The organism is Dyadobacter sp. SRI_021, assembly GCF_057586235.1.
This window is the reverse complement of sequence record NZ_JBYCZM010000001.1, coordinates 94,296-108,423: the sequence shown is the minus strand read 5'-3', so window position 1 is coordinate 108,423 and position 14,128 is coordinate 94,296. Positions and strand designations below refer to the sequence as shown.

General features: G+C 53.3%; 8 protein-coding genes. 6 read left to right on the top strand and 2 right to left on the bottom strand.

What is annotated here, in order from left to right; genetic code table 11:
- Window positions 1-99 precede the first annotated feature (99 nt).
- A complete protein-coding gene (locus tag AC2YIT_RS00375; protein ID WP_487277893.1) occupies window positions 100-1,518 on the top strand; it encodes a sulfatase family protein in 1,419 nt (472 codons plus the stop codon).
- The gene (locus AC2YIT_RS00370; protein ID WP_487277892.1) at window positions 1,515-2,924 is read left to right on the top strand and encodes a sulfatase family protein; all 1,410 of its coding nucleotides are present in this window, start codon (window positions 1,515-1,517) and stop codon (window positions 2,922-2,924) included. Before AC2YIT_RS00375 ends, AC2YIT_RS00370 begins: the two co-directional genes overlap by 4 nt.
- A 28-nt stretch (window positions 2,925-2,952) precedes the next feature.
- On the opposite strand, the gene AC2YIT_RS00365 is transcribed toward AC2YIT_RS00370, so the two are convergent.
- Complete coding sequence (locus AC2YIT_RS00365; protein WP_487277891.1) at window positions 2,953-3,657, bottom strand: DUF421 domain-containing protein; 705 nt, start codon at window positions 3,655-3,657, stop codon at window positions 2,953-2,955.
- 52 nt (window positions 3,658-3,709) lie between these two features.
- A complete protein-coding gene (locus tag AC2YIT_RS00360; RefSeq protein WP_430843487.1) occupies window positions 3,710-4,309 on the bottom strand; it encodes an RNA polymerase sigma-70 factor in 600 nt (199 codons plus the stop codon).
- Between the two features lie 144 nt (window positions 4,310-4,453).
- On the opposite strand from AC2YIT_RS00360, the gene AC2YIT_RS00355 reads away from it, so the two are divergent.
- The 4 genes from AC2YIT_RS00355 to AC2YIT_RS00340 all read left to right on the top strand — a co-directional run bounded on the left by AC2YIT_RS00355 (window position 4,454) and on the right by AC2YIT_RS00340 (window position 13,871).
- The gene (locus tag AC2YIT_RS00355; RefSeq protein WP_487277890.1) at window positions 4,454-5,482 is read left to right on the top strand and encodes a FecR family protein; all 1,029 of its coding nucleotides are present in this window, start codon (window positions 4,454-4,456) and stop codon (window positions 5,480-5,482) included.
- A gap of 200 nt (window positions 5,483-5,682) precedes the next feature.
- The gene (locus AC2YIT_RS00350) at window positions 5,683-9,135 is read left to right on the top strand and encodes a TonB-dependent receptor (RefSeq protein WP_487277889.1); all 3,453 of its coding nucleotides are present in this window, start codon (window positions 5,683-5,685) and stop codon (window positions 9,133-9,135) included.
- A 13-nt stretch (window positions 9,136-9,148) separates the two neighbouring features.
- A complete protein-coding gene (locus AC2YIT_RS00345; RefSeq protein WP_487277888.1) occupies window positions 9,149-10,807 on the top strand; it encodes a RagB/SusD family nutrient uptake outer membrane protein in 1,659 nt (552 codons plus the stop codon).
- A 40-nt stretch (window positions 10,808-10,847) separates the two neighbouring features.
- On the top strand, window positions 10,848-13,871 hold the full coding sequence (locus AC2YIT_RS00340; RefSeq protein ID WP_487277887.1) for a T9SS type A sorting domain-containing protein: 3,024 nt from the start codon (window positions 10,848-10,850) through the stop codon (window positions 13,869-13,871).
- Window positions 13,872-14,128: the final 257 nt, after the last annotated feature.

Genomic DNA, 14,128 nt, shown 5'->3' with positions numbered 1-14,128 from the left:
CTTCTTTCTCCTTATCAATCATTAGAAGGGATTGGTTATTAGCTTATTGAATCCGGAAATGATTTGTGTCGAACCGGTAACAATGACAACCACAGGTGTATGTTTAAAGCATTCGGAATCTGCATTATTCTCAACGTATTATTACCGCTTTGCGCCAGCTGTGGCCAGGCATTTCCAGCCGGCGGTCAAAAAAACGCCGGCGCAAAACGCCCCAACATCATCCTCATCATGGCCGACGACCTCGACAGTCGGCAGCTGAGTTGCTATGGCGGTCAAAACCTCAAAACCACGCATATCGATGCATTGGCGAAGGATGGGCTGAAATTCCATAACCTGTTCACTTCGGAAGCGATGTGCGTACCAACGCGGGCGTCGCTTTTTACAGGTTTGTATCCGGTGCGCCACGGTTCGTTCCAAAACCACAAGCCGGTGTACGACCATCTGAAAAGCGTCGGCCATTACCTGGCCGACCTCGGCTATCGCGTAGGGCTGACGGGAAAAGATCATGTGACGAAGCCTAAAAGCGTGTTTCCGTTCGATATCATCGAAGGTTTTGAGCCTAACTGTGTGGCCCCGACGGACGATTACCGCCTCGACGATATTAAGAAATACATCACGGGCAGCGACAAGCCGTACTGTCTTTTTGTAATGAGCATTAATCCCCACGCACCCTGGACTGTGGGAGATACCACCGAATTCGACGCGGCAAAGCTGAAACTGCCGGCCAACTGGGTGGATACGCCCATTACCCGCAGGCAATTTGTGAAATACCTCGCCGAGGTACGCCGGCTGGACGATCAGGTGGGGCAGATCCGTGAATTGCTGAAAGAGACGGGTCAGGACAAAAACACCATCCTGATTTTCCTCGGTGAGCAGGGTGCGCAGTTTCCGGGAGCGAAGTGGAACCTGTACGATACAGGTCAGCGGAGCTCGATGCTCGTCCGCTGGCCGGGGAAAGTAAAGCCTTCGACTGAGACGCACGCCTTGGTACAATATGAAGATATTACGCCGACGCTGATCGACATTGCCGGTGGGAAGCCCGTTGCCGGTCTCGACGGGCGCAGCTTTTTGTCCGTCATTTCAGGCAAGAACAAAGAGGCGAGAAACTACGCCTACGGAATTCATAACAATATTCCGGAGGGTGATCCTTACCCCATCCGCAGCATCCGCGACCACCGCTATAAGCTGATCCTCAACCTCGCGTCCGACAAGCCATATTACAACCGCTTCATGATGGACCGCAACCGCAAAGACCGCAATACTGTGTGGTTTTCATGGGTAGATGACAAGGCTGATGCGAATGCCAAAAAGATCACCGACCGTTTCGAGCACCGGCCTGCCGTCGAGTTTTATGATACCGAAAAAGATCCTTTTGAACTGAAAAACCTGGCGGCAGACCCGCAATATGCGCAACGCATTGCCACCTTGCGCGGAGAACTCGAGGCCTGGATGAGGCAGCAGGGGGATGAAGGGGCGTCTATCGACAAGGTGTATCCTAAAAAGCAGGACGCGAAATGAAACACCGGATCACTCTTCTTCTGATTGTTCATGCATTTATTGCATCGACTGCCTCCGGCCAGCAGAAACGTCCCAACATCGTACTCATCGTGTCCGACGACCACAGTGCGCCGTTTTTGAGCAGCTATGGCTATCCCCAGATCAAAACACCAAATATTGACCGACTCGCGCAGGAAGGTATCCGCTTCACGCGTGCCTACACCACCGCGCCGCAATGCGTGCTTTCGCGGGCGGCGATCATGACCGGGCGTAATACGCTCGACGTGCAGATGACCCGCTTTTCGGCCCCGCTCGATGCCTCCGTGACGACCTATCCCGAGCTGCTTCGCAAAGGCGGCTACCATACCGGTATTCTCGGCCGGAGCTTCCACCTCGACGGCAACCGCCGAGTGCCCGAAACGGTAGCGGTTTTGGAGAAATATGGCCTGGAAACCTTTAAAAACCGGGTCGACTACCTGAAAACGACCGGTAACCGCGACAGTATCTTCCAGCAGTACACCGAGTTCCTGGACAAAGCGCCTAAAAACAAGCCGTTCTTCGTACAAGTCGGGTATAGCGATCCGCACCGGATCTTCAATGCCAAAGATTTTGAACCCGACCCGCAATCGCTCACATTGCCAGGGCATTGGCCCGATACCAAAGGTGTGCGGGCTGATTTCGCCGCCTATCTCGGCGAAATCCAACGCCTCGACAGCGACGTGGGCCGTGTGTTGGATGACCTGAAAAAGCGTGGGCTGGAAGAAAATACGCTTGTTGTCTTCATCGGGGATAACGGCGGCGCATTGCTGCGTGGTAAAGGAACATTGTACGACCTGGGCATCCACGTGCCGCTGATCATCCGCCATCCCAGGCTGATCAAGGGCGGGCAGGTAAGCGATGCGCTTGTTTCCGGTATCGATATCGCACCCACATTTCTTGCCGTTGCGGGTATACCTGTGCCGAAAGAGATCACCGGCAAAAGCCTCACTCCTGCATTTACCGATCCACAGCATGGCGGCCACGAATACATTTTTGCCGTCCGTGGTGCGCACGGGCAGGGCTTGCCTACCAATTCTTCCAATTTCGATTTGGGCAGGACTATTTTTAATAAAAAGTACAAGCTGATCTACAATGCGATCTGGCAGATTCCCTACCATCCGGTCGATTTCGCCGGACAACCTTTCTGGCTCGATTTGAAACAGCAGCATGCTGAGGGTAGGTTGGACGAGAAATACGACAAGCTGCTGTTCGCCGAGCGTCGCAAAATGTTCGAAATTTACGATTTACAGGCCGATCCCGACGAAACAAACAACCTATCCGGCAAAGCGGAAATAGCTGCGATTGAGCACGATCTGAAAACGCGCTTGCAGGAATGGATGATTTTGAACCGGGATTATCTGCCGTTGCCGATAGCACCGGAGAATTAAGCTGTCAGGTATACCAATACGCAGCAACTCACCCTACCCGCTTCGCATTCGAAGCTTCGATCCATTCGCAGGCATCGCATTCGGGGCATGTCGGTAGCTGGTCGAAGTCCCTGGCGTTGCGCACGCTGCCGCATTTCGCGCAAGCGATGTACTCGCAGTTTTCATGAGTTGTTCCGGAGAGTTTGTTTTGCAGCTCGCTGGGGAAAATGGGCAGGCCGTAACGGACGTCTTTTTCCGCATAAAACAATACACTGAATTCGCCGGAGGTTTCGATGAGTACAGTGCGTACCTGGCCTAGATGTTCCACATTACGCAGGCGGAGTTCGGCGAAGAATTCGTCCTGCGACAGGCCCGATTCCCGGAATGCGTCCATCAGCAGATTGCCGTCGCGGATCACGTACAATGGCTCGCCTTCCAGCAGTTTTTCGATCTTGACAAACCTGTCCGAAAGTCGTGTAACGGTAATATAGAGTGTAATGACGACGAGAAAAACGACGAATGCGGGCAAAATGCCTACATCGTCGTAAAACATCGGATCGCCGGCGGCGGAGCCCAATCCGATAATAAGGACAAGTTCAAAGATCGAAAGTTGTTTGATCCCGCGCCGGCCGGACGCTCGCAGCGCAACCAGTATGATCATAAACATAACGACTGTCCGCAGCACCACTTCCAGGAGGAAGCCGAACGGATGATCGTGCATGAGGATTTTTCTTAATTCAGAAACTTCAAACATGGGAAGAGCATTTTATCACTATACGTGCAAAATGCGTGCCGGTAGATGACGCCTACATTCCGGCTGCCAGCACCCACACCAGGACGCTCACCACATAGCCGAACTTCGCCCGCAGTACCCGCAGGCATTTACTGATGTGGAACTCGACCGTTTTCTCGGAGAGATCGAGCATTTGGGCAATTTCCTTGTTGGGGACGCCGCTGCGGCTCATTTCAAATACCTGTTTGCTCTTCTCGGGGAGGTTCGCGAGCTCGCGCGAGTAAATCTCCTGCACTTCTTTCAACGACAGCCATTCCTGCACCAGGTTGGCCGACTGCGACGACAATGTTTCCAGGTCGATGTCGTTCAACGACACTGTGTGGTGAACGAGCTGTTTCCGTAAATGGGAGATAATGCGGTTTTTAAGCGCGGAAAAAACGTAGAAATTGAATGCTTTTTCAATGGCGATGCCCGTCCGCTGCAGCCATAAATGCACAAAGAGATCCTGAACGAGATCTTCCGACACCTCACTGCTGCCCGTCTTCCGTAATGCGAGTGCGTAAAGCCGGGGCGAATACCTGCGATGCAGCTCGGCAAAGGCCAGCGAATCGTCCGAAACCTTTGCAAGCTGCCATAATTCCAGGTCGTCGTTACCGCGGTAATCCTTACTCATGAGGTGCATTCTTCAACTTCGATCAAAAGTAATAAGGATTCAAATAGTATTTGTCATAAAATTTCTTCAAAAGTCACTAGGGATACCGGCGTACGGCGCGTCCTGTTTATAGGGACTGAAATAATAGGTCACTACAAACACATTATGAACAATCACAACATTTCGCCGGAGCTTTTGAAACGCTATGTCGAAGGACTATGTACTCCTGAGGAAGCGTTTCAGGTCGACGAATGGTACGCGTCGTTGTCGGAGGAGACTGGTGAGAAAGCTGCATTCGACCAAGCCCGGCATTTAGGCAAAGTGCAGGACGAAATCCGGAGACTGTCGTCCGGCGTGGATACGTCCCGCGTGGACACGCCCGGCGTGTCGCGTACGGTACCATTGCGGCACCGGACCCTCGGCCAATACCTGCGCTACGCCGCCGCGGCGATGATCCTGCTGGTTGCCGGACTGGGTATGAGGTATTTTTTATCCCAGAATAAATCGGTTTTCAGGTTCGGAAAGCACACTTATTCTACCATCAACAAGACCCGCCAGGTGCGGAAGCATGTATTTCCCGATGGCAGCGAGGCGTGGTTGAATCCAGGTACGCGCATTACCTATGCGAAGGAAGATTTCAATGAAGATTCCCGCGAGGTTTCCCTCGAAGGCGAGGCATTTTTTGAGGTAACCCACGACCCTTCAAGGCCGTTCTTCGTGCATGGGGAGTCGGTGCAGGTGAAAGTGCTGGGTACAAGTTTCAATGTGCGTGCCAACAAGGGCGAGGCGGAGTATGCAGTTTCGGTGGTGACAGGCAAGGTTTCCGTAACGGCTGACAAAGGCAAAGAAGTAATGCTCCTTCCGCACCAGCAGGCGGTTTTCAAAGTGGCCTCCGGGGAGCTCGTCAGCGAAGAGGTACCCGACGTGGCCGAGAAAGCGCCGTTATGGCAGCCTGTTTCACTTACATTCACCGATGCGAAGCTGGGAGAAGTGATGAAAAGGCTTGAAGATAAATTCGATGTAAAGATCCGTCTTGAAAATCCTAATCTTGAAAATTGCCGGGTAAAAGCCACGTTCGACCAGAACCGGCTTTCAGAAATACTTGAAATGACAATGCAGATCGTGGATGCGAACTATGTGATGCAAAATGACGAGATCGTGATCCGAGGGGAAGGATGCGCCGTTTCGGAGTAAATGCGATTCTATTCAATATCAATTAAAACAGACACCTAACAGCCGCCCTATGACGAAATTCAACCAACCGAAATAATACCTGCTTCAAAAGAAAATCAGGAGTGTTGGAGCCACCCCTGATCCTGAACGAAGACCTTGATGGAACATCACTGGCCGGTGATGCAAGGCTTCCTATTGTTCATATTAACCATTTCAAACTTATGTATTTTTTCCTAAAAAGCAAGACGGCATACCATATTATGCGGTTATCGATTTTACAGCTTTTCCTGATTGGAATGATCACGGCGGGCGGTTATGCGAGGGACATCAATGCGCAGGACCTGCTGGCCAAAAACGTGAGCATCCAGGCGGAAAATATCCCGCTCGGCACTGCCCTCGACCGGTTGGAGAACCTCGCCGGCGTGCGTTTCGCGTACAGCCGCAGCATTATCCCCGTACGTACCCGCGTAAGCCTGAACGCCAGCAATGAGAAACTTTCCGCCGTGCTTGACCGGCTTCTGCTGCCTTTGCAGATCGAATACCAGCCCGGCGATGGCCAGATTATCCTCAAACGCAGCCGCAAAGTGTCGTTTTTACAGGAACCGCTGGTTCCCGGCGAAGCACAGACGATCGGCGCGGCGAGTACTGCCGACATCCGGCTCACGGGCACGGTCGCCGACGACAAGGGCGATAAGCTGCCCGGCGTGAGCGTGGTGCTGAAAGGCAGCCAGCGGGGCACGGTTACCGACGAACAGGGTAGCTATGTGCTGGATATTCCGGATGATAAGTCTGCCGCCGGACCGGCGGTGCTGATATTTTCCTTCGTAGGTTACCTTTCGCAGGAAGTGACGGTCGGCACGCAAACTGTGGTGGATGTGACTTTGAAAGTGGATTCGAAGTCGCTGGAAGAGGTGGTAGTGGTAGGATATGGTACGCAGTCTAAAAAGAATATTACCGGCTCGGTGGCGACCGTGCAGGGATCGGAAATAACCCGCAGCCCGCAGGCCAACATCTCCAACTCTTTTGCCGGCCGTTTGCCTGGCCTGATCGCCAATAACCGGTCCGGCGAGCCTGGGTCGGACGGGTCGAGTATATTGATCCGCGGCCGCGCTACGACAGGCAACAGTAACCCGCTCATCGTCATCGACGGTATCGCCAATGCAATAGGAGGGTTGGATCGCCTTAATCCGAACGACATTGAAAGTATTTCGGTACTCAAAGACGCTTCCGCAGCCATTTACGGGGCACAGGCTGCGAACGGGGTTATTTTGATTACTACCAAAAAGGGCCTCGCAGGCAAGCCGCGCTTTGACTATTCCTTCAATCAGGGCTTCGTGCAGCCCACGCGCCTGCCCAGGTTCGTGGACGCGCCTACGTATGCGGGAATCCTGAATACGATCGATTATTACCGTAACCCATCGGGAGGGATGAACCAGCGGTACAGCGATGCCGAGATCCAGAAATTCCGCGACGGCTCCGACCCGATCAACTATCCCAACACCAACTGGGTGAAGGAATTGATGAAGCCGGTTGCGCGCCAGAACCAGCATAATCTCTCCGTTTCCGGCGGGACTGAAAAGATCAACTACTTCGTGTCGGCCGGGACATTGTACCAGGACGGCCTCTACCGCGACGGCGTGAATAAATACCGCCAGTACAGCGTCCGGTCGAATATCAATGTAAATGTAAATGAGAAACTGAGCTTTGGGATCCAGCTCGCGACGCGCCGTGAGAACCGCAGCTATATTGCCGGTTTCGGGGCGAGCAATGTGTTCGAGTTTTTGTACAGAACCTATCCCACACTTCCTGCACGCTATCCTGATGGAAAGCTCGGAGCAGGGGTGGAGCAAGGTAAGAACCCGATCGCCATGGCGACATTGGCGGGGACGAACAACAGTCCTACCACGGTTTCGAACGGTATTCTGCGGGCAAGTTACCAGTTGCCGATCGACGGGCTTTCGGTCGACGGCTTCTTTTCCGCCGATCAGAGTTTCGCATTTACCAAGGAAATGAGAACCAACTGGATCGTTTATCAATACAACAAGACCACCCAGCAATACAACACCGTGCTGGGGGGACCCGCCAAGGCGCAGATGTACGAAAGCCAGACAAATAAGGCTTTGTTGACGGGGAATATCAAACTGAATTACGTAAAGAACTTCGGCGACCACGCATTGTCTTCATTCATTGCCTACGAGCAGAGCCGGGAGACGCAGGAGTTTTTCAGCGCGTCGAGGAACAACTTCATCACCACGCAACTACCCGACCTGAGCCAGGGCGGCGCGCAGCCGGTGGATTTCGGCAACAGCGGAAGCAGCTACCGTACCTCGCGCAGGAATGTGTTCGGACGGGTAAATTACAACTACCTGGGACGGTACCTGGCGGAAGTACAGCTGCGTTACGACGGGTCGTCGGTGTTTCCGAAGGGCAATCGCTATGGTTTTTTTCCGGGCATATCGTTGGGCTGGCGGGTGTCGCAGGAGCCCTGGTTTCAGACAGGTAATGCCATCAACGACCTCAAAATCAGGGCTTCGTATGGTGAGCTGGGTAACGACCGCGTGAATCCCAATCAGTTCCGCGACAATTTCCAGGTGCGCAATGGCGCATTCTCAACCGGTAACAATGCCGACAACGTGCCGCTCATTCAGTACTCGTTGCTCGCCAATCCGAACATTACCTGGGAAGTGGCCAAGAAATACAATTTGGGGCTCAATTCGACGCTCTTCAAAAAGCTGACCTTCGATCTCGACCTGTTTTTCGAGAACCGTACCAATATCCTCGCCAGCCGCAATGTGAGCATCCCTGCGCTGACGGGGATCAGCAGCTCGCAAATCCCGAAAGAGAACATTGCCGAGGTGCATAACCGCGGTCTGGAAACGCAGATCCAGTACGCAGGCAGCCACAACAATTTCAGTTACAACATCGGTGGTAACTTCGCATTCGCGAAAAGCGAGGTGGTTTTCATTGACGAGGCCCCTAACACGCTCGATTACCAGCGCGCCACCGGCATGCCGCTCGGTTCGGACCTTGGTAATCCGAATGCCGACCTGATGTACCGTGCTATCGGCGTGTTCAAAACGCAGCAGGAGCTTGATGCCTATCCGCACGTTTCGGGCGCAGGAATGGGTGATCTCAAATATGAAGATTACAATGGCGACGGCAAGATCGACGCCGCCGACCGAATCCGCTCGCAGTACAGCAATGTGCCTCAGATTACCTATGGCGTGAATCTGGGCGGAGGTTGGAAAAATCTCACTTTGAATGTCTTGTTGCAAGGCCAGGCGCGTGTAGCGCAATATGTGGTAGTGGAAGCGGGCGAGTTCAGTAGTGTGATGCAGTCGCGCGCCGAGGATGCGTGGAGCCCCTCCAACCCGAACGGCAATTCGCCGCGCATCGATTCGCGCACGGGAACGGGCGTGAATGGCAGCTATAAAAACACGTTCTGGTTTCAGAATACCGCTTTTCTTCGTCTGAAAAACGTGGAGCTGGCCTACAATGTGCCGCAGAAGATTATTTCAAGAATCGGGCTGGGCGGTTTGCGGATTTACACCAATGGATTTAACCTGCTCACATTCACCAAAGTGAAGGACTTCGATCCGGAAGGGGACAATGGCAATGCATTCTTTTATCCGCAGCAGAAGATCTATAATGTGGGCGTGAACGTGACATTCTAAAACTGACAAAGACATGAGATTGAATAAACTGATACTAACCTTGTTCGCCGGCGTCGCGGCGTGCATTATCGCCTGCGACGACGCATTCCTGGATACCAAACCGACCGATATTATTTCTGACCAGGCCATCTGGGCCGACTCCGCATTGGCCGATGCGTATGTAGTAGGCCGTTACGTGGGCGTGCAGCTTTCGACCGAAGGGGATAAACCAGGCTTCGGGCGTGGTTTCGAGGATGCCTGGATGAGCTCCGTGACCGACGAGTCGATCTGTAATTTTGATAATGACACCTATTTCGTGCAACAGGGCAATGCCGCTCCCGACCGCACCGGCTGGATTTCGAACACCTGGACGCGCAGCTACCGCAGCATCCGTGAGTGCAACTACGGCCTCGCAAACCTCGACAAAGTGCCTATGAGCGAAGCGGGCAAGAAGCGGCTGAAAGCCGAACTGCGCTTTATCCGGGCTTATCGCTACCATGACCTGATCCGCAATTTCGGCGGTATTCCGGTGATCGGCGACAAAGTATATACCCTGGAAGACCGTGATTATACCGAACTCTACCAGCGCAAAAGTATTGAGGAAAGCATTACTTACGCCGTTACCGAGCTGGATGCTGCTGCCGCTGGTCTGGCTGGGGCCACTGTAACGCCCGGCCGTGGTTCAGAGAATGCCGCATTGGCATTGAAAGCGCGGTTACTGCTTTATGCGGCAAGCCCGTTGTACAACAACGGCCAGAACGATGCCGCGAAATGGCAGAAGGCTGCCGACGCCGCCAAGGCGGTGATGGACAAGAATGCATTCTCGCTGTATAATGACTATCGCAAGCTTTTTATTACCAACAATACTTCGGAGGACATTTTCATCCGCCTTTATTCCCCGACCAACGAGCACACCAACCTAGAACTCGTGAACGGCCCGAACGGCTATGGCGGCTGGGCGGGTAACACGCCTTTACAGAACCTCGTGGACGATTATGAGATGATGGACGGTACGAAAATCACCGATCCGAAATCGGGATATAACCCGAAAGATCCTTACAAAAACCGCGACCCGCGTCTGACTATGACCGTGTTGTACAATGGCGCAGCTTATCGTGAGCGCAAAGTGGAGACATTCGTACCGGGAGGCCAGGATAGCAAGGATGGTAACGAAAACTGGAATACGAGCAAGACAGGTTATTATGTATACAAATTTATCAATGACCAAAATCCGATCCGTAATGCGAACCAGACGGCCACCCAGCCCTGGAAGTACATTCGCTATGGCGAAGTCTTGCTGAACTATGCCGAAGCCCGCAACGAAGCGTCCGGCCCGGACGCGACCGTTTACAGTGCCATTAACCAGATCCGCAAGCGTGCCGGGATGCCCGATTTGCCGGCCGGTCTCACGCAGGCGGCCATGCGCGAACGCATCCGCAACGAGCGCCGCGTGGAGCTGGCATTCGAGGAGCACCGGTTCTTCGACGTCCGCCGCTGGAAAATCGCTAATGTGACGGAAAACGTGCCTGCTTACGGCGTGCGGCCTGAGAAGAAGCCCGACGGCTCCATTGAGTATGTGAAGATCATCGCATTGGAGGGGAGGAAGTTCCAGGACAAAAACTACTGGCAGCCTATCCCGCAAAGTGAAATCCAGGCTTCGGGCGGGGCATTGAAGCAGAATGCCGGGTATTAACCGCTGTTTTTGAAAAATATTAACCTGAAAAATATTCAGTATGAGAAAATTATTTTCAATGCTGAACGGGACGGCGCTACGCCGCCCCTTCGGCAGCGGGCTGGCACTTTGCCTCGGTGCATGGCTGCTCGTGCAGGCGACTGCGTCCGCGCAAAGCTTTGAAGCGGAAAGCGGCGTGCTATCCAATGGCGCCGACGTTCAGAGTTGCGGAAGCTGCTCGGGCGGAAGCCAGGTGGGTAACCTCGGCAAAGGGGCTGTGGTGATCCCGGTGAATGTGCCCGCGGCGGGTACCTACAACCTTACTGTCACTTACAGCACGGGTGATCCGCGCACGATCAACGTCACTCCGAATGGAGGCACGGCTATTGCGGTTTCCTGCCCGGCGTCGGGAGGGTGGTCTATCCCCGCGGACATTACCGTAAGTATCGTATTGAATGCAGGCAGCAACAGCATCCGCCTCGATAATCCGAATAACTACGGTCCGAATATCGACAAGATCGCATTCTCGCCGATCAATACGCCTAATATCCAGAGCATAGCATTCGGTACTAACAACCGGATCGATTACGACCTGGCGAACGGGCATTATACCGTGTATTTTAATAACAATAAGGTGATCGGCGAAGCTACTGCCATGGCCTATTCGGACCAGGTGCATCAGAGCACCGGCTTTACGGGGCGTACCTATTCGTCTACGCCCGTAACCGACGCGTTCGGCAGCGGGACGAAACACGTGATTACGATGACTAAAAGCGGCGCGATTGGCATGCAGCAGGTGTTTTATACTTATCCCGGCAAGGAGCATTTCTTTACCGAGCTGGTACTGACCGGGAACGGGTCCAATTCTTACAAAATGGCCCCGCTGGTGTCCAATTATGTGGATATTCAGTCGAATATCGACCGCCGCGCATTATTTGTGCCGTTCGATAACGATGCGTGGGTGCGCTATGATGCGAAAGAAGTCCGGTATGCCAACTTTTTCAGCTCCGAAGCCGGAGCAATTTATGATAATGCCAACCGGAAGGGCCTGGTAATCGGCTCGGTGGAGCATTCGGTTTGGAAAACGGGCGTGAATCTGGTGGGTGAGGGCAGGGGCACGACCAACTATGTGGCGGTGGTGGCAGGCTGGACGCAGGAGAGCGTTACCCGCGACAAACGGGGCCACGGATGGGTATCGGTAGGGCAAATCGCCTGCCGTTCGCCGCGCATTCTCGTAAGCTACGGCGCCGACTGGCGTGCAGGTTTCGATGTCTATGGGCAAGCGAATGCATTGGCGGAGCCGCGCTACATTTTCAACTGGACCGCCGGCACGCCTTTCGGCTGGAACAGCTGGGGCGCCATTCAGTCGTCGATTAATTTACCAAAGGCCAAATCCGTCGTGGATTTCTTCTCTACGGGTGTGCCCGATTTCCGAAACAGCGACAATACGCTTTACATCGACCTCGATTCGTATTGGGATAATATGTCCGGCGGCGGCCTGAACGGCAACTTTTCGGAACTGACCGAATTTGCCAATTACTGCAAAAGCAAGGGTTTTAAACCAGGCATTTACTGGGCCCCGTTTGTGGATTGGGGCAAATTTGCACGGCAAATGGAAGGCAGTACCTACAACTACCAGGACGCCTGGACGAAAGTGAATGGCAGTCCCGTCGAACTGGACGGGGCCTATGCATTGGACCCTACCCACCCGGGTACCAAAGCGCGTCTGCAAATGGTGATCGGGAAGTTCATTGCCTGTGGTTTCGAAATGATTAAAATCGATTTCCTCGGACACGCGTCGCTCGAAGCGGACAGCTACTATGATAACACCATTCATACCGGTATGGAGGCCTACCGCAAAGGAATGGAGTACCTGACCGACCAGCTCGACGGTAAAATGCTCGTGTATGCCGCCATTTCGCCTAACCTCGCCACCGGGCGCTACGCACATATGCGCAGGATCGCGTGCGATGCGTACAAGGACATTAACGAAACCGCCTACACGTTGAACAGCACCACTTACGGTTGGTGGCAGAAGCACATCTACAATTACCTCGACGCCGATCACCTGGTGTTCGGGACACAGACCGACGGTGAAAACCGCGCCCGCTTTGCATCCGGCATCGTGACGGGCACGCTCATTACCGGCGACGATTTCTCGACCTCCGGTGCATGGACGACCAAGGCACAAACGCTCCTGCAAAACGACGACTTGCTCAGTCTGGCGGCCAGCGGTACCGTATTTACGCCTTTGGAAGGCAACACTGGCAATCAGGCCAATGAGGTGTTTGTGAAAAATATGGGAAATAAATCATATCTGGCTATTTTCAATTACGGCGGTTCAGCTAAAACGTTCAATATCGATTTGCAGCGGGCGGGCATGAGCGGGTCCGATAACTATTCGGCCCGTGAACTTTTCAGTGGCGCCCAGAGCGCTCGCCAAATGGCTACCCGGGTGCAAGGCACATTTTCAATCACCATACCAGCCGCGGATGCCGCCATTGTCGAGTTTAGCAACACCACCCTGCCTGTGACGCTCATCGGTTTTATGGCCGAAAAGTCGAATACAGGCACATTACTGCAATGGAAAACTTCCGATGAAACCAACAACAAGGAGTTTGTGATCGAGCGCAGCACCGACGGGAAGACATTCAAGTCGATTGGGAAAGTGGCTGGCGCGGGGGATTCTTCCAAAGAACAATCTTATACTTATCATGACCTCGCGCCGGTGATGGGGGCTATTAATTATTACCGTTTGAAACAGGTCGATTTTGATGGCAGAAGTGAGAGGTCGGCCATTAGAACCGTGAATTACCGGGATGCGGACGATGCCAAATCGCGTATTAACATTTACCCCAACCCGGGCGCGGATGAGCTGAATATCAAACTCGGCGAGTCGGTGGAAGGAAAAGTGATGGTACGGCTCGTGGATATGAATGGCAAATGCCTGCTTTCCAGAAGCTACACCAATCCGGCGGAAGTGATTTCGGTGCCCGGGATCCGCCCGTTGCGTGCGGGAATGTATGTGGTGGAAGTAGAATCGGCCGACGGTGTGGTGCAAAACACCCGATTCAGTAAAAATTAATTGGCAGTAGGTTAAAACGGTCATATCAAAGAGGTCTGCAAGATTGCTTACAGACCTCTTTTGTTTTATTTCCTAAGGAAGAACCGGCTGGTTGCCTCCGTACTTGTCGAGCTGTGGCCAGGAGGCTCAGCCCGAATACGGACGCGGGGCATAATTTTGCAATTTGTAATAGTTTGATTTTCATAGGTAAGAATATTTAGAAGGTAACGCTGAAAAAGGCGGCCTCGACCAACGGCCGAGGTGAAGAGGCAATCGAA

What these genes read in the sequence shown, in the direction of transcription:
- AC2YIT_RS00375 (WP_487277893.1), top strand. Translation starts at nt 100, where the DNA reads ATGTTTAAAGCATTCGGAATCTGCATTATTCTCAACGTATTATTACCG.
- AC2YIT_RS00365 (WP_487277891.1), bottom strand. Translation starts at nt 3,657, where the DNA reads ATGTTTGAAGTTTCTGAATTAAGAAAAATCCTCATGCACGATCATCCG.
- AC2YIT_RS00355 (WP_487277890.1), top strand. Translation starts at nt 4,454, where the DNA reads ATGAACAATCACAACATTTCGCCGGAGCTTTTGAAACGCTATGTCGAA.
- AC2YIT_RS00350 (WP_487277889.1), top strand. Translation starts at nt 5,683, where the DNA reads ATGTATTTTTTCCTAAAAAGCAAGACGGCATACCATATTATGCGGTTA.
- AC2YIT_RS00360 (WP_430843487.1), bottom strand. Translation starts at nt 4,309, where the DNA reads ATGAGTAAGGATTACCGCGGTAACGACGACCTGGAATTATGGCAGCTT.
- AC2YIT_RS00370 (WP_487277892.1), top strand. Translation starts at nt 1,515, where the DNA reads ATGAAACACCGGATCACTCTTCTTCTGATTGTTCATGCATTTATTGCA.
- AC2YIT_RS00340 (WP_487277887.1), top strand. Translation starts at nt 10,848, where the DNA reads ATGAGAAAATTATTTTCAATGCTGAACGGGACGGCGCTACGCCGCCCC.
- AC2YIT_RS00345 (WP_487277888.1), top strand. Translation starts at nt 9,149, where the DNA reads ATGAGATTGAATAAACTGATACTAACCTTGTTCGCCGGCGTCGCGGCG.